The 21,505-nt window shown below is 58.3% G+C and carries 16 protein-coding genes and 2 pseudogenes; 13 read left to right on the forward strand and 5 right to left on the reverse strand.

Translation table 11 applies throughout. The features are described 5' to 3' along the window. Positions 1-255 precede the first annotated feature (255 nt). The 3 genes from argH to argB form a co-directional block, all read right to left on the reverse strand. On the reverse strand, positions 256-1,557 hold the full coding sequence (gene argH, locus ACYVDE_RS02055) for an argininosuccinate lyase (protein ID WP_460499823.1): 1,302 nt from the start codon (positions 1,555-1,557) through the stop codon (positions 256-258). Between the two features lie 111 nt (positions 1,558-1,668). After that, entirely contained in the window at positions 1,669-2,775 is a 1,107-nt protein-coding gene (locus ACYVDE_RS02060) for a M20 family metallo-hydrolase (RefSeq protein ID WP_460499824.1), read from the reverse strand. Then, positions 2,763-3,818 carry an acetylglutamate kinase gene (argB, locus tag ACYVDE_RS02065; protein ID WP_460499825.1) on the reverse strand — a complete coding sequence of 352 codons (1,056 nt, stop codon included), beginning with the start codon at positions 3,816-3,818 and terminating at the stop codon, positions 2,763-2,765. The genes ACYVDE_RS02060 and argB overlap by 13 nt, the downstream gene beginning before the upstream one ends. Positions 3,819-4,084: 266 nt before the next feature. Here argB and ACYVDE_RS02070 point away from each other — a divergent pair, with 266 nt between their 5' ends. From ACYVDE_RS02070 to ACYVDE_RS02130, 13 genes and pseudogenes are all read left to right on the forward strand, one after another. Next, positions 4,085-4,603: a GNAT family N-acetyltransferase gene (locus ACYVDE_RS02070; RefSeq protein ID WP_460499826.1), complete on the forward strand. Its 519-nt coding sequence runs from the start codon at positions 4,085-4,087 to the stop codon at positions 4,601-4,603. Positions 4,604-4,605: 2 nt separating this feature from the next. Beyond that, a complete protein-coding gene (gene argG, locus ACYVDE_RS02075) occupies positions 4,606-5,796 on the forward strand; it encodes an argininosuccinate synthase (protein ID WP_460499827.1) in 1,191 nt (396 codons plus the stop codon). Continuing rightward, positions 5,786-6,766 (forward strand): N-acetyl-gamma-glutamyl-phosphate reductase, encoded by a 981-nt coding sequence (argC, locus tag ACYVDE_RS02080; RefSeq protein WP_460499828.1) that lies wholly within the window; start codon positions 5,786-5,788, stop codon positions 6,764-6,766. The genes argG and argC overlap by 11 nt, the downstream gene beginning before the upstream one ends. 51 nt (positions 6,767-6,817) lie before the next feature. After that, positions 6,818-7,222: an Imm50 family immunity protein gene (locus tag ACYVDE_RS02085; protein ID WP_460499829.1), complete on the forward strand. Its 405-nt coding sequence runs from the start codon at positions 6,818-6,820 to the stop codon at positions 7,220-7,222. Positions 7,223-7,297: 75 nt separating this feature from the next. Further along, a complete protein-coding gene (locus tag ACYVDE_RS02090; RefSeq protein WP_460499830.1) occupies positions 7,298-8,437 on the forward strand; it encodes an aspartate aminotransferase family protein in 1,140 nt (379 codons plus the stop codon). A 469-nt stretch (positions 8,438-8,906) separates the two neighbouring features. Further along, positions 8,907-9,983: a carbamoyl-phosphate synthase small subunit gene (carA, locus tag ACYVDE_RS02095; RefSeq protein WP_460499831.1), complete on the forward strand. Its 1,077-nt coding sequence runs from the start codon at positions 8,907-8,909 to the stop codon at positions 9,981-9,983. A gap of 6 nt (positions 9,984-9,989) precedes the next feature. Then, positions 9,990-10,628, forward strand: coding sequence for a hypothetical protein (locus tag ACYVDE_RS02100; RefSeq protein ID WP_460499832.1), 639 nt, complete (start codon positions 9,990-9,992; stop codon positions 10,626-10,628). A gap of 115 nt (positions 10,629-10,743) precedes the next feature. Then, positions 10,744-13,974 (forward strand): carbamoyl-phosphate synthase large subunit family protein, encoded by a 3,231-nt coding sequence (gene carB / locus ACYVDE_RS02105; RefSeq protein WP_460499833.1) that lies wholly within the window; start codon positions 10,744-10,746, stop codon positions 13,972-13,974. A gap of 110 nt (positions 13,975-14,084) precedes the next feature. After that, a complete protein-coding gene (locus tag ACYVDE_RS02110) occupies positions 14,085-14,825 on the forward strand; it encodes a hypothetical protein (RefSeq protein ID WP_460499834.1) in 741 nt (246 codons plus the stop codon). 57 nt (positions 14,826-14,882) lie between these two features. Then, the gene (locus ACYVDE_RS02115) at positions 14,883-15,827 is read left to right on the forward strand and encodes a Rossmann-fold NAD(P)-binding domain-containing protein (RefSeq protein ID WP_460499835.1); all 945 of its coding nucleotides are present in this window, start codon (positions 14,883-14,885) and stop codon (positions 15,825-15,827) included. Positions 15,828-16,041: 214 nt separating this feature from the next. After that, positions 16,042-17,637 (forward strand): HAL/PAL/TAL family ammonia-lyase, encoded by a 1,596-nt coding sequence (locus ACYVDE_RS02120; RefSeq protein WP_460499836.1) that lies wholly within the window; start codon positions 16,042-16,044, stop codon positions 17,635-17,637. A gap of 26 nt (positions 17,638-17,663) precedes the next feature. Beyond that, positions 17,664-18,392, forward strand: coding sequence for an SDR family oxidoreductase (fabG, locus tag ACYVDE_RS02125; RefSeq protein ID WP_460499837.1), 729 nt, complete (start codon positions 17,664-17,666; stop codon positions 18,390-18,392). Positions 18,393-18,518: 126 nt separating this feature from the next. Next, positions 18,519-18,953, forward strand: a pseudogene (locus ACYVDE_RS02130) (beta-ketoacyl synthase N-terminal-like domain-containing protein); the annotation flags it as partial. A gap of 107 nt (positions 18,954-19,060) precedes the next feature. Here the strand turns inward: ACYVDE_RS02130 and ACYVDE_RS02135 are convergent. Continuing rightward, positions 19,061-20,545 (reverse strand): annotated as a pseudogene (locus tag ACYVDE_RS02135) (CocE/NonD family hydrolase); the annotation flags it as partial. Between the two features lie 93 nt (positions 20,546-20,638). Further along, positions 20,639-21,505: hypothetical protein (locus tag ACYVDE_RS02140; RefSeq protein ID WP_460499838.1), on the reverse strand; the 867-nt coding region annotated here is incomplete at its 5' end.

Genomic DNA, 21,505 nt, shown 5'->3' on the forward strand with positions numbered 1-21,505 from the left:
TGCCGGGCACCACCACGCTGGCCCCAATCAGCGGTTCGTGCCGGAGTGAGTCGCGCACCTGCACCCGCAGGCCCTGCGCCCAGCCGGCCGGGCCCGTCATCGCCAGCAGCACGCCCACCAAAACAATCCTAAGCCCCCAGCCTGTAATCCGCGAAATCATACCAAAACGTGCAACGATAATAATTGACAAAATTATCGTGCGCCTTCCGGCGAAATCTGGGCAGAATCTGTGGGGCTTAAAATTTACAAATCCGGCTAATTAAACAGCGCACTCCCCTGCTTCCAGCGCGCCACCTTTTCCGCAATCACCTCCAGCCCCAGATTGTGAATACTGCCCAGGTGCGTGGTCTGAAACTCCCGGTGCGGCGCATAACTGCCATCCTCCACGGCGCGGCCCACCTGCTGGTAGGCATCGCGGAACGGAACCCCGGCAATAATTAGCTGATTAATATTTTCCACCGAAAATATCGGGTCGTATTTCGCCTGCTCAATTACGCCGGATTTTATTTTAATTTCCGGCAGCGCAAACAGCAGCATATCGAGCAAATCCGCAAACTGCATCATGGGCCCGAACAGCAATTCCTTCAGCAGCTGGAAGTCGCGGTGGTAGCCGCTGGGCAGGTTGCTGGTAGCCAAGATAATATCATTGGGCAGCGCCTGCAGGCGGTTGGCGTGGCCGCGCACCAGCTCAAATACGTCAGGGTTTTTCTTGTGCGGCATGATGCTGGAGCCCGTCGTGAACTCCTTCGGCAGCGTCACGAAGCCCAAATCCTGGCTGTTGTACATCACCAAATCGTACGCCAGCTTGCCCAGCGTACCCGCCGCGCCGGCAATGGCGAAGGCCAGCGTTTTCTCAGTTTTGCCGCGCAGCATCTGCGCCCCTACGCTGCTCACGGCCACGCTGCCGAAGCCCATTTCCCGCGTCGTCATCTCGCGGTCAATCGGGAAGCTGCTGCCAAAGCCCGCGCCCGAGCCCAGCGGGTTCTGGTCGGCCACTTTATGCGCCGCCTCGAACAGCGCCAAATCGAGCAGCAGATGCTCGGCATAGGCCGAAAACCACAGCCCGAAGCTGCTCGGCATCGCCGCCTGAAAGTGCGTGTAGCCGGGAAGCAGGTCATTTTTATGCGCTGCCGCCTTTTGCAGCAACACGTCCGTCAGCGCCAGCATCTTGGCCGAAATCTGCTCGGTATAATCTTTCAGAAATAGCTGAATGGCCGTCAGCACCTGGTCATTCCGCGAACGGGCCGTGTGGATTTTCTTGCCCGCATCGCCGAATTTTTCGGTCAGGTACGACTCGATTTTAGAGTGCACGTCCTCAAAATCGTCTTCAATCCGGAACGCACCGGCATCTACCTGGGCCAGCAGCTCATCGAGGCCGGTAATCAGCTGCTGCCGCTCGGCCTCCGAAATGAGGCCCACTTTAGCCAGCATGTTAGCCTGCGCTTTCGACGCACGCATATCGAACGGGGCGAGGTACATATCCAGCACCCGGTCTTGGCCCACGGTAAATTTCTCGATGGTATCGTTTACCGAAAATCCTTTTTCCCAAATCTTCATAGCGCGAAGTTTCGCAAGGTTAAAATAAGTTGCGCAAGGTTTTTTCCCTGCGGGTTGGCTAACAATAGGCCTTTAGTTGAAGCACGATAAAAGCAATTAAAGCAGGCTTTTTCAACCTTGCGAAATCTCTTTTAACCTTGCGAAACCTTGCGTGTCGAAATTCGATAGCAATTCAATGTAATCCCGAATTCCGGCGCGTATTTCACTCAGCAGGATAAATTCGTCCGGCGTGTGCGAACGGGCGCTTTCGCCCGGCCCCATTTTCAGCGTTTCAAACGGCATCATGCTCTGGTCCGACAGCGTCGGCGAGCCGTAAGTCGTCTTCCCCATCGCCACGCCCTTGCGGATTAATGGATGATTTTCACTGATGCGCGACGAATTTAAATGCGTAGAGCGCGGCACCATTTCCGACTGCATATTTGAACGCAGGAAATCGACGATTTCCTGGTTCTGATACAGTTCGTTCGTCCGCACGTCAATTACGAAATGGCAGCGGTCGGGCACTACGTTGTGCTGCGTGCCGGCACTTATCTGCGTCACCGTGGTTTTCACCGGCCCGAGCAGCGGCGATACTTCCGGAAACTGAAAGCTGCGCAGCCATTGAATATCATCCAGCGCTTTGTAGAGGGCATTCTCGCCTTCGTCGCGCGCGGCGTGGCCGGTTTTGCCGTGGGCTGTGCAGTCGAGCACAATCAGCCCTTTTTCGGCAATGGCGAGGTTCATGCCGGTCGGCTCGCCCACAATACCCAAATCAATCTTACCGAATTTCGGCAATACGCTGCGGATACCATTTGTGCCCGAAATCTCCTCCTCCGCTGTAATGGCGCAGATTAAATTAAACGCCAGGGGTTGCTGTTGCTCAAAATAAAGAAATATAGCCAGCAAACTCACCGCCGAAGCCCCGGCATCGTTGCTGCCCAGCCCAATCAGTTTATCGCCTTCCAACACAGCACCAAATGGGTCGTATTGCCAGCCCGCGCCGGGCTTCACCGTGTCGTGGTGCGAGTTGAGCAGAATGGTGGGCTTGGCTGCATCAAAATGCCGCGAAACCGCCCACACGTTATTATCCTGCCGCTGCGCCGCCACGCCGTGCGCCGCCAAAAACGCCTGAATCAGGGTTGCCGTATCGGCTTCCTCGCGCGAGAACGAAGGCGTTTTTATCAGCCGGATTAATAATTCAACGGCCGCATCGGTCAATTGATTTTTTAATTCAGCCATAAGGTCGTTTTTAAATCTTCGTTGATGTGCAGGGCGTGTTCGATAACTACTTTACGCACGCCAAACTGTAGCGCTTCAAACGCGTTTTCCAGTTTAGGCAGCATTCCGTCGGCAATAATGCCGCTTTCTTTTAGTTCGCCGTAATTAGCCAGCGTAATTTTTTCAATTACCGAATTATCATCGCTCACGTCTGCCAATACGCCGCGTTTCTCAAAGCAGAAGTGCAGCGCCACGTCGTATTCTTTGCTCAACGCTTTGGCCAGCGAAGCCGCAATGGTGTCGGCATTGGTATTAAGTAATTGGCCGTGGCCGTCGTGGTTAATGGCGCAGAAAACCGGCGTCAGCCCCAGCCCCAAAAACGCCTGAATCATCCCGGCATTCACGCTGGCCTCACTCAAATCGCCCACAAAACCGTAGTCGACATCGCGCACGAGGCGCTTTTCGGCTACAATTACGTTGCCATCGGCCCCACTGAGGCCCAAGGCATTGACGCCGCGCGCCTGCAGCGCCGCCACGAGCTGCTTGTTGGTTTTGCCCGCGTAGAACATCGTCACAATATCAAGCGTGGCGGCGTCGGTGATGCGGCGCCCATTCATCATTTGCGGGGCAATGCCGAGCCGCTGCAGCATGTCGCTCGCGCCTTTGCCACCGCCGTGCACGAGAATTTTTGGGCCCGCTATTCTGGCGAATAAGCGCACAAATTCGATTAGGTCGGCTTCGCGGTCAATTATCCCGCCGCCTATCTTAAATATTTTTAGTTCTGATTTCATCACAAATTCATCCAGACGCAAACTCACTGCCGGGCAGTACCAACTCCAAAAATTAACACTGGAAATGTTGCAGGCAAAAGTAGGGCCTTTTACCTTTGCGGCAGAATTGAACCTCTTGGTTCGCTGCTTCGTTACAGCGCCGATTCGACTTCGCTTTTCGCCATGCCCCTGCTCATTTCCACGTCTTTGTTCCCTGCCCCGGCCTTTGAGCCGGCCGTGGCCGACGTGCGCGAAATGACCTGCGCCTTGGTGCGACGACCCTAGCGGCTTCAACAGCCGCACGTTGGCCCCTTGGCCAATACTTGAGCCGGGCAAGTACCCGCTCCACTTACCGACAGGTTTGGGCTTTTTCCGCAATCACACGTACACCCGTGTGTTTCGGTCAGCCGCGCATCTATCCCTAAGTTCTTCTAAATCAACAAATGACAATTCGGGTTGCAACGGCAGCGGACGCACAGTACGCTGAACAATTATGCCAATGGTACGTCGAGTCGGCCAAAACACGGGGCACCGGCATCGCCAAGCGTGAGCCGGACTACGTGGCCAAAAAGATGGCCAGCGGCGACGGCATCATCGCCTTCGTTGATGACGAACTGGCCGGTTTCTGCTACATCGAAACCTTTGACGACAAGACCTTTGTGGTCAATTCGGGGCTAATTGTAAATTCCGAAATCCGCAAGGGCGGCGTGGGTCGGGCCATCAAGCAGGCCGTATTTGAGCTGTCGCGCACCAAGTACCCGCAGGCCAAGATTTTCGGCATCACGACCAGCCTGGCCGTGATGAAAATCAACACTGACTTGGGCTACGAGCCCGTCACCTTCTCGGAGCTGACCACCAGCGAAGATTTCTGGAAGGGCTGCAAAAGCTGCAAAAACTACGGCATCCTGATGGAAAACGAGCGCAAGATGTGCCTCTGCACCGGCATGCTCTACGACACGCCCGAAAAGCAACTCGTGCAACTCCAGGTTCCCGATTTCGCCAGCCACCTCACGCCGCCGCTGCCTATTGGCACCGACCCCGCCCCTACTCCCGCTTCTGAAACCGATTCTGCATCCTAGCAATGAAGAAAAAAGCCATTCTCGCCTATAGCGGCGGCCTCGATACCTCGTTTTGCGCTGTGTATTTGTCGCGCGAACTCGACCTGGAAGTGCACACCGTCATCGTCAACTCCGGCGGCTTCACGGCCGAGGAGCTGGCCGCCATCGAGAAGCGCGCCTACGAATTGGGCTCGGTGAAGCACGAGGTGATTGACGTAACCACGCGCTTCTACCAGGACTGCCTGCGCTACCTGCTGTTCGGCAACGTGTTGAAGAACGACACCTACCCGCTGAGCGTGAGCGCTGAGCGAATGTTTCAGTCGCTGGCCATTGCCGAGTATGCCCGTGCCAACGAGGCCGATTACATCGTGCACGGCAGCACCGGTGCCGGCAACGACCAGGTGCGATTCGACGTGGCTTTCGCGGTAATTGCGCCCAAAACGGAAATCCTCACCCCTATTCGCGACCTGAAACTGTCGCGCCAGGCCGAGATTGAATACCTGCAGAAGCAGGGCTTCGAAATGAGCTGGGAGAAAGCGAAATATTCCATCAATAAAGGCATCTGGGGCACCAGTGTGGGCGGCGTCGAAACCCTGACATCGCACGAGGCCCTGCCGGAAAGCGCCTATCCCTCGCAATTGCAGCGCCACGATTCCGAACGCGTGGAAATCACCTTCGAAAAAGGCGAGCCCGTGGCGTTGAACGGCGAAACGCTGGCGCCGGTGGCCCTGATTCAGAAGCTGAACGAGCTGGGCGCGGCCTTCGCCGTGGGCCGCGACATTCACGTGGGCGATACCATTCTGGGCATCAAGGGCCGCGTGGGCTTTGAGGCGCCCGCGCCGCTCATCCTCATCAAGGCGCACCACCTGCTGGAGAAGCACACCAGCACCCGCTGGCAGCTGCTGCACAAGGATTACATCGCCAACTGGTACGGCACGCTGCTGCACGAGGCGCAGTACCTCGACCCGGTGATGCGCGACATGGAAGCCTTCCTCACGTCGTCGCAGAACCACGTTTCAGGCAAGGTGTTCGTGCAGCTCAAGCCCTACCAATTCGACCTGCTCGGCGTGGAATCGAAGTACGACATGATGCAGTCGAAAGTGGCCACCTACGGCGAGGAAAACAACGCTTGGGATTCGCGCGACGCGAAAGGTTTCATCAAGATTTTCGGCAACCAGCTGAAAATTAGCGCCAGCCTGCACGATGAAAATTAAGGCCGGCATCGTGGGCGGCGCCGGCTACACGGCCGGCGAGCTCATCCGCATTCTGCTGCACCACGAGTTCGTGGAGCTGGGCGGCATCGTCAGCTCCTCGAACGCGGGCAACCCCGTATATCACGTGCACGACGACCTCGTGGGCGAAACCGATTTGGTGTTTGCCTCCGAACTGGCCGGCGACGAGGACGTGGTGTTTCTGTGCCTCGGCCACGGCAACTCCAAAGCCTGGCTCCAGAAAAACGCCCTGCCCGAAACCACGCACATCATCGACCTGAGCAACGATTTCCGCTTGAACGCGGATGCCGAGTTTGCCGGCCGCGAGTTCGTGTACGGCCTGCCGGAGTTGAATAGAAGCCGCATCCAGCAGGCCCAGAGCATTGCCAATCCCGGCTGCTTCGCCACCGCAATTCAGCTGGCGCTGCTGCCGCTGGCCAAGGCCGGCCGCCTCACCGACGACATTCACGTCTCGGCCATCACCGGCTCGACCGGCGCGGGCCAGAGCCTGGCGGAAACGGTGCATTTCTCGTGGCGCTCGAACAACGTGTCCATCTACAAGCCCTTCACGCACCAGCACCTCGGCGAAATCGGCGAGAGCCTGGCGCAGCTGCAGCCGCAGTCGGAAACCGAAATGCACTTTATCCCCTACCGCGGCAATTTCGCCCGGGGCATTTTCGCCAGCGTCTACACGCCGTCGGAGTTGACGCAGGACGAGGCGCGGGCCCTGTACCGGCAGTTTTACGCCGACGCGCCGTTCACCACGGTATCGGACAAGGAAATCCACCTCAAGCAGGTGGTGAACACCAACAAATGCCTGCTGCACGTGCAGAAGCAGGGCAAGCAACTCCTGATTACCTCGGTGATTGATAATCTGGTGAAAGGCGCCTCAGGCCAGGCGGTGCAGAATATGAACCTACTATTTGGGCTGCCGGAAACGACGGGGTTGATGAGTAAGGCTTCGTTTTTTTAAACCAGAACGTCATGCTGAGCTTGTTGAATCATCTCTGACTAACGATAAATCATGTCTGTAACTGAAAATTCCACCGTCAACCGAATAGTTAATTCTGAGCTTGTCGTTCAGCACTTTGGGTACTGGCCAAATTTTCATGATGCCATACTTGAAAGAATGAATTTTGAAATCCTCTCTTTCAAAAGCACGGTTACATTCCTAATTGAAACGGCTGAATTCGTAAACGAGCTTAATGAACAGGGACAATACAAGCAGTTCAAGCCCTGTAACATCGAACTACAGTTTCAAAATGTGAAAGATACATTTCTCACATTTGACCATGTCCCAGTTCTTTTTGGCGTTGATTTCGAAGAAGTCGATGATGCAATAGGTTGCTCATTTTCCTCTTCTGCCGGCTCGCATACCATAGTAGCCGAACAAGTAACCGTATTGAGCCTAACTCCAACTAAGCAGTAGAGATGCTTCGAATCTGCTACGCTTCGCTCAGCATGACGTTCCTATTTTAACTACGCTCTGACATCACCAAAAAACATGGAGCTTTTCAATGTTTATCCCCTCGTCAACATCACGCCCGTACGGGCGCTCGGCGCCAAGCTGTGGGACGACCAGGGCCAGGAATACCTGGATTTCTACGGCGGCCACGCCGTTATTTCCATCGGCCACAGCCACCCGCACTACGTGCAGCGCCTCACCGAGCAGCTGCAGAACATCGGCTTCTACTCCAACTCGGTGCAGATTCCGATTCAGACGCAGCTGGCGCACAAGCTGGGCCAGGTGTCAGGCTACGACGACTACGCGCTGTTTCTGTGCAACTCGGGGGCCGAAGCCAACGAGAATGCCTTGAAGCTCGCCTCCTTCCATACCGGCAAAACCCGCGTGGTGGCCTTTAAAGGCGCGTTTCACGGCCGCACCTCGGGCGCGGTGGCCGCCACCGACAACCCCAAAATCGTGGCCCCCTTCAACGCCGGCCACGCCATCAGCTTCGTCGAGTACGACTTGCAGGCAGTAGCCGAAATCCTGCACGGCGGCGATGTGTGCGCGGTGATTATCGAGCCCATTCAGGGCGTGGGCGGCATCATCATGCCATCCGATGAGTTTCTGCAGGGGCTGTCGCTGCTGTGCGGCGCGCACAACGTGCTGCTCATCGCCGACGAGGTGCAGAGCGGCTATGGCCGCAGCGGCAAGTTTTTCGCCCACCAGCACGCCGGCATCCGGCCCGATATCATTTCCGTGGCCAAGGGCATGGGCAACGGCTTCCCCATCGGCGGCATCCTGATTGCGCCCCACCTGAAAGCCTCCTACGGCCTGCTGGGTACCACCTTCGGCGGCAACCACCTGGCCTGCGCCGCCGCCCTGGCCGTGCTCGAAGTCATCGAGCAGGAAAACCTGCTGGCCCACGCCGCCGAAATGGGCGACTACCTGCGCCGCGAGCTGCTGGCCCACGCCGGCGCCGAAGAAATCCGCGGCCGCGGCCTGATGGTAGGCATCAAATACGACTTTCCCATCAAGGAAGTGCGCGACCAGCTGCTGGCCGAACACCACATTTTCGTGGGCAACGCCTCCGACCCCACGGTGCTCCGCCTGCTGCCACCGCTCAACATCACGAAGGCCGAAATCGACCGGTTTTTGCAGGCGCTCTACACACTTATTCCGGCCGAGGTGCGGAAGTGAGCGGCCAGAGAACTAACTTGCAGCCCCAATGAGTAGCCCGACGAAGTTTACGAGCCAAGCTCCCCTTCTGATTAGCTGCATGCTGCCATTGGCGTCTGTTGCGCAGCCCCCGGCTGGCTCTTTCCGCGAAAGAGCAGCCCTCCCTTTTTCTTTCCAGCAGTTGTGCCCGCCCGATTTCCCGATGCCTGACATCTGGGACCGGCATTACGTGGAGCCGATTGATTTACACGCTTTCGCTCCCGTTTGGCTTACAACCCGCTTCGGCTGGAACAGACCCCTGATTTATGGTCCTGTTCCAGCCGAAATTGTATCGGGGCAGTTGCAAAAGCCGCGGCACGAACTACGAAAACGATGTAGGGACGCGACACTTCGCGTCGCGTCGTTGAACGGCCCGCCTCACTCCCAACTTCGATAACGTTAGCAACGACTGAGACGCAAAGTAGCGCGTCTCTACATTCCCTCCCTATACATGTCCCAAACCGTAAAACTTGTCCTCGAAGACGGCACGACCATCGAAGGCCAATCGTTCGGCGCCTACACTTCTATAGCCGGCGAAGTGGTGTTCAGCACGGCCATGACCGGCTACCCCGAAAACCTCACCGACCCGTCATTCGCCGGCCAGATTCTGGTGCTCACCTACCCCATGGTGGGCAACTACGGCGTGCCCGGCGAGGAATTATACGAGTCGATTTCAAAGATTTTCGAGTCGGATAAGATTCATATTGCCGGCCTCGTAGTGAATTATTACTCCGAGGAGCACAGCCACTGGAACGCTGCCAAAAGCCTCGGCGACTGGCTGGCAGAGTACAACATCCCCGGCATTTTCGGCGTCGACACCCGCATGCTCACCAAGAAACTGCGTGAGAAAGGCGCCATGCTGGGCAAAATCGTGGCCGAAGAAGATATCGAGATGCACGACCCCAACCAGGACAACCTGGTGGCCCAGGTGAGCCAGCCCGAAGTGCGGCGCTACGGCCACGGCCAGCACAAAATCGTGCTGGTGGACTGCGGCACCAAAACCAACATCATCCGCTGCTTCCTGGAGCGCGACGTGGAGCTGATTCGCGTGCCCTGGGACTACGATTTCACCCAGCTCGACTACGACGGCCTGTTCCTAAGCAACGGCCCCGGCGACCCCAAGATGTGCGAGGCCACCATCGGGCACCTGCAAACGGCCCTGCAGCAGGACAAGCCCATTTTCGGCATCTGCCTCGGCAACCAGCTCATGAGCCTGGCCGCCGGCGCCGACACCTTCAAGCTGAAATACGGCCACCGCAGCCACAACCAGCCCGTGCTGCTCACCGGCACCAAGCGCAGCTTCATCACCAGCCAAAACCACGGCTTCGCGGTGGACACCGCCACGCTGCCCGCCGAGTGGGAAATGCTGTTCGAGAACCTGAACGACGGCACCTGCGAAGGCATCAAGCACAAAACCAAGCCGTTCTTCTCCACCCAGTTCCACCCCGAAGCCGCCGGTGGGCCGGAGGATACGGAGTATCTGTTCGATGACTTTTTGAAGGCGGTGGCGGAGTATAAAAAAGGTTAATCCACCATGGAACCCACCCAATCATCGGTTAGCGAGAGCAAATACTGGCTGCCTATTTTTCTGCTCGTGCCTTTGATTTGCATGATGCAATTTGGCAATGCTTACACAGCTGATAAAGGCATGAAAGTGCTTTACAGCTGTTTGGCCGGTGGTGTGGGTGGGTTGCTCGGTTTTGCTGGCTATTATTTCACGGTTAATCGGCCTATTGCCATTCGTGTATTAGTCTTGATAGCCATAGCAGTTGTAACGGCACTGCCGACGATTTTGCTACCAACTGCTCCTGCTATTGTATCGAATAAGAACAGTAATTATTCGACTTGCCCGGTTTGCGGCTACGTGGCTTATAAAGCCAATGAAAAGGCTTGCGACAACTGCGGTGAAGAATTAACAGCAGAAGAAATGCGCCAATCTGGTCTAACCGATATGGATTCATTAATTCGATTAGACCAAGCTTTCCATTTCATTCCAGATGATGAGAAAGCACCCATCACATTTAGCCAGCCCGAAATTTCGGAAGACGGGTATAAACTTGATAAATCTTGGAAGCCCAGTGTTTCAGAAGCTGATGTAAAAGCTCAAGCAACTCATTATTACGAGTTTCAGAAACGCAACCCGGTTGAAGTACGGGTGATTAAAAAAGATTAATCTGCTGCTCAGAACTCTCTACGCTTTTCAAGCTCATTGCTCAAAATATCAACTCATAAATCGTCCGGCTCCCCCTCTCCCGAAGGAGAGGGGGCCGGGGGGTGAGGTTACGCACATGAACAAACCCAACAAAGTTCTCATTCTTGGTTCCGGCGCGCTGAAAATTGGCGAGGCCGGCGAATTTGATTACTCCGGCTCGCAGGCCCTCAAGGCGCTGAAGGAGGAAGGCATCCGCACCATCCTCATCAACCCCAACATCGCCACCGTGCAAACGTCGGACAACATTGCCGACGACGTGTATTTCCTGCCCGTGACGCCCTACTTCGTGGAGGAAGTCATCAAGAAAGAGCAGCCCGATGGCATTCTGGTGGCCTTTGGCGGCCAAACGGCGCTGAACTGCGCCGTGGCCCTGTACCGCGCCGGCGTGTTCGAGAAGTACAACGTGAAAGTGCTGGGCACGCCCGTGCAGAGCATCATCGACACCGAGGACCGGGACATTTTCAAGGACAAGCTCGACCAGATTGGCGTGCTCACGGCCCGCAGCGTGGCCGTGACGACGATGGAAGACGCCCTGGCGGCGGGCGAGAAAATTGGCTTCCCCATCATCGTGCGGGCGGCGTTTGCGCTGGGCGGCCTGGGCAGCGGCTTCGCCAACAACATGGACGAACTGCGGGCCCTGGCCCAGAAATCCTTCACTACCTCCGACCAAATTCTGGTGGAAGAATCCTTGAAGGGCTGGAAGGAAGTGGAGTACGAAGTGGTGCGCGACCAGTACGATAACTGCATCACGGTCTGCAACATGGAGAACTTCGACCCCATCGGCATCCACACCGGCGAGAGCATCGTGGTGGCCCCGTCGCAGACGCTGAGCAACCGCGAGTACCACAAGCTGCGCAGCATCGGCATCAAGACCATTCGCCACCTGGGCATCGTGGGCGAGTGCAACATTCAGTACGCACTCGACCCCGTGTCGGAAGACTACCGCGTGATTGAGGTGAACGCGCGCCTGTCGCGCTCCTCGGCGCTGGCCTCGAAGGCCACAGGCTACCCGCTGGCGTTTGTGGCGGCCAAACTGAGTTTGGGCTATTCGTTGTCGGAGCTGAAAAACAGCGTGACGCAGACGACTTCAGCCTTTTTCGAGCCGGCGCTCGACTACGTGGTGGTGAAGCTGCCGCGCTGGGACCTGGGCAAATTTGAGGGCGTGAACCGGCAGATTGGCTCGGCCATGAAGAGCGTGGGCGAGGTAATGGCCATCGGTAAAAGCTTCGAGGAAGCCATCCAGAAGGGCCTGCGGATGCTGGATACCGGCAAGCGCGGCTTCGTGGCCAACAAGCCCGAAACCGTTGATAATGCAACAATTGACAAGCTACTGAGTGAGCCAAACGAAGAGCGCATCTTCGCCATTAACCTGGCGTTTGAGGCCGGCTACTCGCTGGCGCAGGTGCACGAGCTCACCAAAATCGACCACTGGTTTTTGCAGCGCCTGTCCACCATTTTCCGGCTGGGCAAGGAGCTGGCTGCCGGACGCAGCGCGGGCGTGGACGGACTGGAAACCAGCCTGCTGCGCGAAGTGAAAAAGGCCGGTTTCTCGGACCAGCAGATTGCCGTGCAACTGCTGGGCGAGGGCGACGTGAAGGCCGACGAACTGCTGGTGCGCGCCCGCCGCAAGGCCTTGGGCGTGCTGCCGGTCATCAAGCAGATTGACACGCTGGCGGCCGAGTTTCCGGCCAAAACCAACTACCTCTACAGCACCTACCACGGCACCGAAAACGACCTGGCGCCAGAAACCGACAAGTCCATCCTAGTGCTGGGCTCGGGCGTGTACCGCATCGGCTCGTCGGTGGAGTTTGACTGGTGCGGCGTGAACGCCGTACAAACCGCTTCCGCCGAAGGCTACAAAACCATCATTATCAACTACAACCCCGAAACCGTTTCGACCGACTACGATGTGTCGGACCGGCTGTATTTCGAGGAGCTGAGCTTCGAGCGGGTAATGGACATTCTGGAGTTTGAGCAGCCGGAGGGCGTCATCCTCTCCACCGGCGGGCAGATTCCCAACAACCTCGCCACCCGCCTGGCTGAGGCCAAGGCGCCCATCCTGGGCACTGCGCCGGCCCGCATCGACGAGGCCGAAAACCGCCACAAGTTCTCCAGCATCATGGACGAGCTGGGCATTGCGCAGCCCCGCTGGAAGGAGCTGACCTCGCTCGAAGCCATGCACGAATTCGTGCAGGAAGTGGGCTTCCCAGTGCTCATCCGGCCGAGCTACGTGCTGTCGGGCGCGGCCATGAACGTGGTGTCGAACCCCCACGAGCTAGACGCCTTCCTGCAAACGGCCGTGGAAGTGAGCGCCGAATACCCGGTGGTGGTGTCCGAGTTCATTCAGGACGCCAAGGAAATCGAGCTGGACGCGGTGGCCGACAAGGGCGAAATCGTGAGCTACGCCATTTCCGAGCACGTGGAGTTTGCCGGCGTACACTCCGGCGACGCCACCATGTACTACCCGCCCCAGAAGGTGTACGTGCGCACCATCCGCAAGCTGAAAGTCATCGCCGAGAAAATTGCCCGCCGCTACGAAATCAGCGGCCCGATGAACATTCAGTTCTTGGACAAGAACGGCGAAATCCGGGTGATTGAGTGCAACATTCGCGCCTCGCGCAGCTACCCGTTCGTATCGAAGGTTTCGGGCAACAACTTGATTCATAAGGCCACGCAGGTACTGCTGGGCAAAAAAGTGGAGCGCGACGACAGCGAGCGGGTGTATGACCTGCCCTTCGTGGGCGTGAAGGCCCCGCAGTTCTCCTTCACCCGCCTGCCCGGCGCCGACCCGGTGCTGCGCGTGGATATGGTGAGCACCGGCGAAGTGGGTTGCCTGGGCGACACCGCCGAGGAAGCCCTGCTGAAATCGATGCTGAGCGTGGGCTACAAAATCCCGCAGAAAACGGTGCTGATTTCCGGCGGCCCCCTCACGTCCAAAGTCGCCCTGCTCTCGGCCACCGAGTTGCTCGTGAAGAAGGGTTACCAGATTTACGCCACGCAGGGCACGCACCGCTTCTTCGCCGAAAACGGCATCCCCAGCAGCCTGCTCTACTGGCCCGATGAAATGCAGGAGCCTAACGTGCTGACGTATCTGAAAGACAAGAAAATCGACCTGGTCATCAACATCCCGAAAAACCTGTCGAAAGGCGAGCTGGATAACGACTACAAAATCCGCCGCACCGCCATTGATTTTGGCGTGCCGTTGCTCACGAATGCGCGCCTGGCGAAGGCGTTTATTCAGGCCTTCTGCAAGCTGGAGATGAAGGACTTGAAGATTAAGAGCTGGAACGAGTATAAGGCGATGTAAGTAGCCCGAGCAAACGGAGAAGAACGTCATGCTGAGCGCAGTCGAAGCATCTCTACCGCTTCGATGCCGTTTAGCATGACGTTCTTTTATTTCGCTGTAATTAGAATTCGATGCTTAATTCAACGCGGTTTGCCAATTCATTTATGGCGGCTCTATTCGGCATTAGCTTGATTGCCTGCGATTCGGACAAGTCCTCGCAGCAAACAGTGGCTAACGCAGGAGAACAAGCAGTTACTAAAGATTCTGTAGTTGCTGCTACACCGGCTACAACACATCTGGATGCTTGTGGAGAACGCATGAAAGGATTTCTGCGCTGGTATCTGAACCTTGTAGATTATGAGAAGCCACACCCTGAAGGGTCAAGTGTGCAATTCAAAATACCCATCACTCCAGAAACCGATTCAGCTTTAGCAGCACGCATAACGCCAGAGCAGAGAAGCTCAACGAAGTATTACCAGATGGATTGGCATAGCGTCAGCAGCTATTTGGCAATGCTTGGGAAGTCTGGTTACTTTTCAAAAAGTTATTTGCAGGAAAAGCGTGCATCTCTTCTAAAACGTGGCAAAGCACTGGATGCCGCCAAAATGGAAGATGGGGAGCCAGAAGGATTCGAGGCGGATGAAGTATTCTGGATGATGGAGCTTTACGCAACGTCGGATATTGATAAGCTACGCGCCTATCGGGCATCGAATGCAAAAACCCGCGACGGCATTTATGAATTGCCGGTAGCATTACCCGGAGATGAAAAATCCAGCTTTATACTTTACACGAAAAAAGAGAATGACCGGTGCGTTATCGACAGCGTAGCTCGCCTATTTAACGGAGAGTATTCAAGCGTCGGAAATAAGTAGGATAGTATCTCTCTTTACTCGCGCCTAATGCCCTGTTTATAAATCATTGCACAATTTATGAAAAAATTCACATCCTTCGCCGATGCCGGCGACTACCACGCCCTCCTCAAGCAAGCGCTGGAAATTAAAGCCAACCCCTACGGCTACCAGCACATCGGGCGCAACAAAACCGTCGGCCTCATCTTCTTCAACCCCAGCCTGCGCACCCGCCTCAGCTCCGTAAAGGCAGCTTACAATTTGGGCGCACAAGCGTGGGTGCTCAACGCCGGGGCCGACTCCTGGACCCTGGAAATGGCCGACGGCGCGGTGATGAACGGCGGCACCCAGGAGCACATCAAGGACGCCATTGCGGTGATGAGCCAGTACTGCGACGTGCTGGGCGTGCGCACCTTCCCCACCCTCAAGGACAAGGCCGAAGACTACGGTGAAGTCGTGTTCAATAAGATTCTGCAGTACGCCACCGTGCCCGTTATCAGCCTGGAAAGCGCCACGCTGCATCCGCTACAGTCGTTTGCCGACCTCATCACCGTGGCCGAAACCAAGCAGAAGGAGCGCGTGAAAGTGGTGCTCACCTGGGCCCCGCACGTGCGCGCCCTGCCCCAGTGCGTGCCCAATTCGTTCTGCGACTGGTTTTCGGAAATCGACTGGGTCGACTTCGTCATCACCCACCCCGAAGGCTACGAGCTGGACCCCAAATTCACCAAAGGCGCCCGCATCGAGTATGACCAGAAGAAGGCCCTCGAAGGCGCCGACTACGTGCAGGCCAAAAACTGGAGCAGCTACCGCGACTACGGCCAGGTGCTGGCCAACGACCCCGCCTGGATGCTCACCCCCGAGCACATGGCCCTGACCGACAGCGCCAAGTTCCTGCACTGCCTGCCCGTTCGCCGCAACGTGGAAGTATCTGACGCCGTGCTCGACGCGCCCGGCTCGCTTATCATTCGGGAAGCCGGCAACCGCACCATCTCCATGCAAACCGTGCTGCACGAGCTGCTGAAGTAGCTTTTGCCGTTGCGCAGGTGGTTAGCCCGTCCCGAAACAGCGCGTTTCGGGACGGGCTTTTTGCTTTCGGGCTTGGCCAAAAACCGGTACTTTTGTAGGCTGTCGCGGCATCAGCTTATCAAATGAATCCTGTTTGCCGGGCTTCATTTGCTCCGTTTCGACTTTCGCTATCTGTTTTATCCCATAGTCTTTACGCTGCCTACACCTTTCCATTATGCCGCAACTATCTTCTGCTGATGGCGCTGACCCGACTCAGCCGGAATTACCGCCGGTGCTAGTGGGCGCGGCACCGCTTACACTCGATGATTTCCGGGCCGTGCTGCACGAGGGGCAGCCGATTGAGCTGGCGCTGGCTGCGGTGGAGCGGGTGGCCGCCAGCTACGACTTCCTGCGGCAATTTGCCCAGGGCAAGCTGATTTACGGAATTAACACCGGCTTCGGGCCGATGGCGCAGTACAAGATTGGCGATGCCGACCTGCACGCGCTCCAGCTCAACCTTATTCGCAGCCATTGCACGGGCCTGGGCAACCTGCTCCCGCCGCTCGAAACCAAGGCCCTGATGCTGGCCCGCCTGTGCAGCCTGCTGCGCGGCTACTCGGGCGTGCACCCCGAACTGGTGCACCTGCTGGTCGAGTTAATTAACCGCGACCTCCTGCCCTGCATCTACGAGCACGGCGGCGTGGGCGCCAGCGGCGACCTCGTGCAGCTGGCCCACCTGGCGCTGGCACTCATCGGCGAAGGTGAAATACTGGACCGCGGCCAGGTGCGCCCGGCCGACGAGGCCTTACGCGAGGCCGGCCTTACGCCCCTCACCATTCACTTCCGCGAGGGACTGGCGCTGCTGAACGGCACCTCGGCCATGACCGGTGTGGGCGTGGTGAATTTGCTGGCGGCGCGCCGCGTCATTAATTGGTGCCTGGTGCTGTCGGGCACCATCAATCAGTTGGTGGAGGCTTACGACGACGCCGTATCGGCGGAGCTGAACGCGGTGAAGCTGCACCCCGGCCAGGCCGCCGTGGCCGCCGCCCTGCGCCAGCTGAACGAGGGTTCGGACCTGGTGCGACAACGCCACGAGGTGCTGTACCGGGCAGAAAACCACGCCACCGACGTGCTTACCGACAAGGTGCAGGAGTATTACTCGCTGCGCTGCGTGCCGCAGGTGCTGGGCCCGGTGCTCGATGCCTTTTGGCAGGCCGAGCAGGTGGTGCTGGCCGAAGTGGCGTCGGTGAACGACAATCCGGTTATCGACCACGAAAACGAAAACGTGTTCCACGGCGGTAATTTCCACGGCGACTATGTGGCGTTTGAGATGGACAAGCTCAAAATTGCCATTACCAAGCTGGCCATGCTTAGCGAGCGGCAGCTCAATTACCTGCTGAACGACAAGCTGAACCAGAAGCTGCCGCCGTTCATCAACCCTGGCCGGCTGGGGCTGAATTTCGGCTTGCAGGGGCTGCAGTTCACGGCCACTTCCACAGTAGCCGAGTGCCAGGCGCTGTGCACGCCGGTGTATGTGCACAGCATTCCAAACAATAACGACAACCAGGACATTGTAAGCATGGGCACCAATGCCGCTGTCATCGCCCGCAAGGTGATTGGGAACGCGGCTGAGGTGCTGGCCATCCACGCCGTGGCGGTGATGCAGGCCGTCGACCACCTCGGCGTGGCCGGGCGGCTATCGCCCCGCTGCCAGGCGGCTTACCGACAGGTGCGCGCCGTGTTTCCCGCCGTGGGGGCCGACGAACCCCACTTCCGGCGCCTGCGCCAGGTGGTGGCCCTCATCCAGTCCGAAGACCTCGGCCTGGTTTAATTTTTTCTGCAAAACGCTTACGTAACGTGAAATACGCTTTGATAACCGGAGGCTCGCGCGGCATTGGCCGGGCCGTGGCCGTGAAGCTGGCCGGCATGGGCTACCACATCCTGCTCAACTACAAGGCCAACCACGCCGAAGCAGAAACCACGAAAATAGCCGTGGAAGCCACCGGTGTAAGCTGCGAGCTACTACCCTTCGACGTGGCCAGCAAAGACCACGTGGACGAAGTGCTGGGCGGCTGGGTAGAAAATCACAAAGATGCCAAAATTGAAGTGCTGGTGAACAACGCCGGCATCCGGGACGACGGCCTGTTCATCTGGATGACCGATGAGCAGTGGCGCGGCGTGATTTCGACCAGCCTAGACTCATTTTACCATGTGACGCGCCACATTATCAACGGGATGCTCGCGGCCAAATTCGGCCGGATTATCAATGTCGTGTCGCTGTCGGGCCAGAAAGGCTTGCCGGGCCAGACCAACTACTCGGCCGCCAAAGCCGGCCTGATTGGCGCCACGAAGGCGCTGGCGCAGGAAGTAGCCCGGCGCAACATCACGGTAAACGCCGTGGCCCCCGGCTTCATCCGAACCGACATGACCAGCGACCTGAAAGAGAACGAGTTAATCAACATGATACCGATGCGGCGCTTCGGTCAGCCCGAGGAAGTAGCCGAGGCCGTGGGCTTCTTCGCCTCGCCGGCCAGCTCCTACATCACTGGCGAAGTGCTGTCCATCAACGGCGGACTCTATTCCTAAAGCGGGTAAGCCGGCCGGGTGAATTCTTGATGAAACCGGGGAAGCCGAACCGGGCAAACGCACGGGAAATCGCGGCCGGGCCAGTATCTTTAACCTCGCTTTAATCTCAACTTTCCGCCAACAACCATGAGCAGAGTGGTCGTGACTGGCCTGGGCATTTACTCCTGCCTGGGGCAGAACCTTGAGGATGTGCGCGATGCGCTGTACGCCGGCCGGTCGGGCATTGTGGTCGACCAGGAGCGCAAGGACTTCGGCTACCGCTCAGGCCTCACCGGCACCGTGCCGCGGCCCGAGCTCAAGGGCAAGCTCGACCGCCGCGCCCGCATCAACCTGCCCGAGCAGGGCGAATACGCCTACATGGCCACCGCCGAAGCCATGCGCACGGCCGGCCTCGACGCGGGCTATTTCGTAGATAATGAGGTTGGTATCATCTTCGGCAACGACAGCTCGGCCCAGCCGGTCATCGAAGCCACTGACATTATCCGGGCCAAGAAGGACACGACCCTGCTGGGCTCGGGCTCCATCTTCCAGACCATGAACTCGACGGTGACCATGAACCTGGCCACCATCTTCCCGCTCAAGGGCATCAACCTGACTTTGAGCGCGGCCTGCGCCAGCGGCTCGCCGCGGAAGGTGAGCACGTCGGCCCGCTTGCTGGCGAAGCGCTGGTCTTCCATCACGTACTGGTTGTTGCGCTCGCCGTGGATGCCGTCGGTGTACGGCACGGGGTTGGCTGGGTCGCTGACGTATTCGGTGGGCTTGCCTGCGGCGGCCGGGGCTTTGGCGGCCAAGCCCTTATTGGGCTGCAGGTAGATGGCTTGCTCGGCGGCTTTCGGCGGCCAAGCCGGGTAGGTTTTCCACTCGTTGGTGCCGGTGTTGAAGACGGTGGCCTCGGCGGGGTTGAAGCTGCCTTTGTCTTTCAGGTAGAAGTTGAAAAACGGCGTTTCCAGGTTTGCGCGGTAGTATTCGGCGGTGTTGGAGCCGAAGTTGAGGGGGCCGAACTTGCTCCAGTCGGGGCGGGCCCAAGCGCCGTGCGTCCAGGGGCCCATCACGAGGCGATTGGTGGCCCCGGGGTTCTGCTTTTCGATGGCCTTGTAGGTATTCAGCGCGCCGTACAGGTCTTCGGCGTCGAACCAGCCGCCTACCACCAACACGGCCGGCTTCACGCCCGTGAGGGCGGTGCGGATGTTGCGCGCCTGCCAGTAGGCGTCGTAGGTTTCGTGCTGCATGTACTCGTTCCAGATGCGCGCCCGGTTGTTGAAATACTGGGGCTTATTGGCATTCTTAACGGGGCCGAGCTCCAGGAAAAAGGTGTAGGCATCCTTGGTTTCGAACTTGAACAGCGGCTCGTACTTCGTCGTCGGCTGGGAGCGGGGCGAGTCGAAATAGTTGGTGAACTCAAAGTTGTCGAGCAGGAAAAACGCGCCCTTGTGCCGGGCGTCGTCGCCGATAAACTCATCCGTCACGGGCGCTTGCGGCGACACGGCTTTCAGGGCCGGGTGGGCATTGGGCAGCGCCGCCGAGGCGTAGAAGCCGGGGTAGCTGATGCCCATCATGCCCACGCGGCCGTTGTTGCCGGGCACGTTCTTCAGCAGCCATTCAATGGTGTCGTAGGTGTCGGTGCTTTCGTCGTGTGCCGTGGGCTGTGCTTTGCCAGCGGGCAGGGCCGGTGTCATCTCCTCAAACTGGCCCTCGCTCAGGTAGCGCCCGCGCACATCCTGATACACGAAAATGTACTTCTCGGCCGACAGCTCCTGGCTGGGCCCGGGGCCACGGCCGCGGTAGTGGTTTTCGCCGTACGGCGCGGCCGAGTACGGCGTGCGCGTCATCAGAATGGGGTAGGGCGTGCCCGCCGCCGCATCGCGCGGCACGTAGATGACGGTGTACAACTGCACGCCGTCGCGCATGCGAATGCGGCGGTCGAGCTTGATATAGTTCTGGCGAATCGCAACGGTATCCTGGCCGCGCTGGGCCAGTGCAGTGGCTGGCAGCGCGAACGCGAGCGCGGTAATGAGAGCGAGAGAGCGGGACATAGGGTGGCTTTGGCGAAGAATAGGGGAGGAGAGACGCGAAACCGAAGCGAAGGCTGCGGAAGCCGCCGCCGACAAAAGAACGTCATGCAGAAGAACGTCATGCAGAGCGCAGCGCAACATCTTGCCCGCAATACTACTCCTGTCGCAGGGATTTACTATCGCGGGCAAGATGCTTCGCTGCGCTCTGCATGACGTTCTTTTCTCCCTTCTCCCTCACTTCACCATCCGCACCGTGGTATCCAGCCGCTGGGTGCGGAGGTAGGTGCGGTACTGCTCCAGCAGGCGGGCCTGGGCCTCGCGCTTCTCGTCGCGCTGAAACAGGCGCACCTGGAATTTCTCGCCGGGCGCGGTGCGCCGCAAACTCACGTAGCTAAGCTTGTCTTTGCCTTTGGCGTCAGCCTTGGTCATGGGCTCGCCGTTCTGGATGCGCTCGATGCGCTTGTCGTTGTTGCCGAACAGAGCCTTGAAAGGTTGCAGGCCGATGTAGAGGTTGGTGGCTCCGCTCAGGCCGTAGTGTCCGCTCACGTCGAGGTTGCTCAGGTTGCTGTTCAGGCGCAGGCCGGGGATGAGCAATTGGCCCTCGGCCAGCACGAATTCGCCCTGCACAGGCTCGAAATACAGGTGGCTGGTGCGCTCGCTCTTAAGGATTTTCAGGGCCTGCACCAAGGCTTCCACGTTTATCAGCTCCAGGTCGCGGATGTCGGTTTTGAGGTAGCCGGCGGTGTTGGGCAGGCTGGGCAGGAAGCTGCGGCCCAGGTCGGTGCGCAGGTCGGCCACGCCGCGCAGGGTGCCCCGCACGTTGTCGGAACCCAGCACGCCCAGGCCCATGTCCTGCAACACGCTGAACAGGGCGGGCAGCTGAATATCCTGCATGCGCACCTGCAATTGCGTGGGGTGGTGGGCGCGGTTGGCCGGGCTGCGCATGTAGCCGCTCAGCCCCAGATGCCCCTGAAAGGCATCGAGCGAGCAGTTGTCGAGCCGCGCCTCGCCGTTGCGCAGGTGCGACACCAGCCGGAACTGGCCGCCGCGCAGGGCCCCGTAGTTCACCTGGTCGGCTTCCACGCGCAGCACGGCCGTGAG

This window comes from Hymenobacter agri (genome assembly GCF_054778495.1).

What these genes read in the sequence shown, in the direction of transcription:
- ACYVDE_RS02120 (WP_460499836.1), top strand. Translation starts at nt 16,042, where the DNA reads ATGCCGCAACTATCTTCTGCTGATGGCGCTGACCCGACTCAGCCGGAA.
- carB (WP_460499833.1), top strand. Translation starts at nt 10,744, where the DNA reads ATGAACAAACCCAACAAAGTTCTCATTCTTGGTTCCGGCGCGCTGAAA.
- argH (WP_460499823.1), bottom strand. Translation starts at nt 1,557, where the DNA reads ATGAAGATTTGGGAAAAAGGATTTTCGGTAAACGATACCATCGAGAAA.
- ACYVDE_RS02110 (WP_460499834.1), top strand. Translation starts at nt 14,085, where the DNA reads ATGCTTAATTCAACGCGGTTTGCCAATTCATTTATGGCGGCTCTATTC.
- argG (WP_460499827.1), top strand. Translation starts at nt 4,606, where the DNA reads ATGAAGAAAAAAGCCATTCTCGCCTATAGCGGCGGCCTCGATACCTCG.
- argC (WP_460499828.1), top strand. Translation starts at nt 5,786, where the DNA reads ATGAAAATTAAGGCCGGCATCGTGGGCGGCGCCGGCTACACGGCCGGC.
- carA (WP_460499831.1), top strand. Translation starts at nt 8,907, where the DNA reads ATGTCCCAAACCGTAAAACTTGTCCTCGAAGACGGCACGACCATCGAA.
- ACYVDE_RS02115 (WP_460499835.1), top strand. Translation starts at nt 14,883, where the DNA reads ATGAAAAAATTCACATCCTTCGCCGATGCCGGCGACTACCACGCCCTC.
- ACYVDE_RS02060 (WP_460499824.1), bottom strand. Translation starts at nt 2,775, where the DNA reads ATGGCTGAATTAAAAAATCAATTGACCGATGCGGCCGTTGAATTATTA.
- ACYVDE_RS02085 (WP_460499829.1), top strand. Translation starts at nt 6,818, where the DNA reads ATGTCTGTAACTGAAAATTCCACCGTCAACCGAATAGTTAATTCTGAG.
- ACYVDE_RS02090 (WP_460499830.1), top strand. Translation starts at nt 7,298, where the DNA reads ATGGAGCTTTTCAATGTTTATCCCCTCGTCAACATCACGCCCGTACGG.
- ACYVDE_RS02100 (WP_460499832.1), top strand. Translation starts at nt 9,990, where the DNA reads ATGGAACCCACCCAATCATCGGTTAGCGAGAGCAAATACTGGCTGCCT.